Below are 2,526 nucleotides of genomic sequence, written 5' to 3'. Positions count from 1 at the left end.
TGCCGGAGTGGTGTCCTTCGTTTCCCGGCCTTTGCCTTTATTACCCCGCCAATCGTCATCCGCCGGCCGCGCTAAAGCTGTTCGCTGATGCGGTGCGGGATTGGGCAAATCGCCGATAGCGAGGTGTGCGGCGGCGCCATTTGTGAGCCGTTCGCATAAGGGCATGCGCGTTTCCGGGCTTATGCTCGCGGCGCGGCGCCCGTAACATCGAACGTTTCCAGCGCGACGCGAACGCACCCATCGCCGCAACTCCACGAGAGGTAATCGAACCATGACGGACAACATCAAGGACAAGGTGGTCGTGATCACGGGCGCGAGCAGCGGCCTAGGCGAAGCCACGGCCCGCCTGCTTTCCTCGAAAGGCGCAGTGGTCGTGCTGGGCGCGCGGCGCATCGACCGCATCGACGAACTGGCCGCGGCCATCGTCGCCAGCGGCGCGACGGCGCTCGCGATCAAGACCGACGTCACCGACGCCGCGCAGGTCCGGCATCTCGTCGATACCGCTGTAGCGACCTATGGCCGGATCGACGTGATGATCAACAACGCGGGCCTGATGCCGCACTCGCTCCTCGAGCGCGGCAAGCTGGACGACTGGAACCGCATGATCGACGTGAACCTCAAGGGCGTGCTCTACGGAATCGCCGCCGCGCTGCCGCACATGAAGGCGCGAAAGAGCGGGCACATCATCAACGTATCGTCGGTGGCGGGGCACAAGGTGCGTCCGGGCAGCGCCGTGTACGCCGCGACCAAGACCGCCGTGCGCGTAATTTCGGAAGGCCTGCGCCAGGAAGTGAAGCCCTACAACATCCGGACGACGATCGTGTCGCCGGGCGCGATCGCCACCGAACTCCCCGACAGCGTCACCGAAGCCGACGTCGCGAAGGGCATCCACGAGTTCTACGAGCAGTTCGCGATTCCGGCGGAATCGTTCGCACGCGTCGTGGCGTTCGCGATGAGCCAACCGGACGACGTCGATGTGAATGAGGTCCTTTTCAGGCCGACTAGTCAGGAATTGTGAGGCGCGCCGTCCGCCCGAATCGGGATTATTGAATGTCGTTCACAACCTCTTGCAGAATTGAGCGGCTAGTCGCGACTCGCGCTGCCCTGTAATCTCGGTGAAAGCCTGCATCCTGTCGCCGGGAACAAGTCCCGGCCCAAGCCAGTCGACGCGGCAGCTCCGTAGCACGACGAGCCGTCGCGGCAACTTCGCTTCATGAACCTGTCAGCAGACAAGGACTCGACAATGGAAGAGTTAAGCGACATCAGGATCACACGCCGCAACCTGTTGAAGATGGGCGCGGCCTCCGCGACGGCCGTTGCCGCGCCGCTCGCCGGGGCTCAGAACGCCGCTTCGGGCGCCCCTTCGGCAGCGGCACGCGCGCCCGTCACGTCGAAGCTGTCGTTGACGGTGAACGGCAAGCTCGAACACCTTGAACTCGACACGCGCACCACCCTGCTCGACGCCCTGCGCGAACACCTGCGTCTGACCGGCACGAAGAAAGGCTGCGATCACGGCCAGTGTGGCGCCTGCACGGTGATCGTCAACGGCCGGCGCATCAACTCGTGCCTGACGCTCGCCGTGATGCAGCACGGCGCGAACGTCACCACCATCGAAGGACTCGGCACGCGAGACCACCTTCATCCGATGCAGGCAGCCTTCGTGAAGCACGACGGCTATCAGTGCGGCTACTGTACGCCCGGGCAGGTCTGCTCAGCCGTGGCGGTGCTCGATGAAATCCGCCAGGGCATTCCCAGCCACGTCAGCGCTGACCTGACCGCACGCCCGCAAACGACGGCCGCCGAAGTCCGCGAGCGCATGAGCGGCAACATCTGCCGCTGCGGAGCGTATTCGAACATCGCGGCCGCCATCGCGGAAGTGGCTGGGAGCAAGACGTGAATGCCTTTTCCTACGATCGCGCGCGATCTCCCGCTGAAGCCGCCGCTGCTGCGCTGAATACGCCGGGCGCCAAGTTCATCGCGGGCGGGACGAACCTGCTCGACCTGATGAAGCTCGGCATCGAGACGCCCACGCATCTGATTGACGTCAACGGCCTCGGTCTCGACCGGATCGAGGCCACGCCCGAGGGCGGATTGCGGATCGGCGCGCTCGTGCGCAACACCGATCTCGCCGCCGACCCGCGCGTGCGGCGCGATTACGGCGTGCTGTCGCGGGCGCTGCTCGCGGGCGCATCGGGCCAGTTGCGCAACATGGCGACGACGGCCGGCAATCTGCTTCAGCGCACGCGTTGCCCCTATTTCTACGATACGAACCAGCCGTGCAACAAGCGCTCGCCCGGCAGTGGCTGTTCGGCGATCGGCGGCATCAGCCGCCAGCACGCCGTGGTCGGTGTGAGCAACGCGTGCATCGCCACGCATCCGAGCGACATGGCTGTCGCGATGCGCGTGCTCGATGCCAGCGTCGCGACCGTGCGCCCGGATGGCTCAGCGCGCACGATCCCGATCGCCGATTTCCATCGTCTGCCCGGCAACACGCCGCATATCGAGACGGTGCTCGAGCGCGGCGAA

3 protein-coding genes and 1 pseudogene are annotated in these 2,526 nt (G+C 65.5%); all 4 read left to right on the top strand.

The window, feature by feature from the left end:
• Positions 1-119, top strand: a pseudogene (locus tag AWB67_RS42665) (LysR family transcriptional regulator); the annotation flags it as partial.
• A gap of 152 nt (positions 120-271) precedes the next feature.
• Positions 272-1,018 (top strand): SDR family oxidoreductase, encoded by a 747-nt coding sequence (locus tag AWB67_RS36315; protein ID WP_087660678.1) that lies wholly within the window; start codon positions 272-274, stop codon positions 1,016-1,018.
• A 225-nt stretch (positions 1,019-1,243) separates the two neighbouring features.
• Positions 1,244-1,897 (top strand): aldehyde dehydrogenase iron-sulfur subunit PaoA, encoded by a 654-nt coding sequence (paoA, locus tag AWB67_RS36310; protein ID WP_087660677.1) that lies wholly within the window; start codon positions 1,244-1,246, stop codon positions 1,895-1,897.
• A partial coding sequence (locus tag AWB67_RS36305) for an FAD binding domain-containing protein (protein ID WP_087660676.1) occupies positions 1,894-2,526 on the top strand: 633 nt, incomplete at its 3' end. The genes paoA and AWB67_RS36305, both read left to right, overlap by 4 nt.

It is taken from the genome of Caballeronia terrestris (assembly GCF_001544515.1).
Lineage (GTDB): Bacteria > Pseudomonadota > Gammaproteobacteria > Burkholderiales > Burkholderiaceae > Caballeronia > Caballeronia terrestris.
This window is presented reverse-complemented; position numbering and strand designations above follow the sequence as displayed.

Coding starts and splice junctions, on each gene's coding strand:
- AWB67_RS36315 (WP_087660678.1), top strand. CDS start 272: ATGACGGACAACATCAAGGACAAGGTGGTCGTGATCACGGGCGCGAGC.
- paoA (WP_087660677.1), top strand. CDS start 1,244: ATGGAAGAGTTAAGCGACATCAGGATCACACGCCGCAACCTGTTGAAG.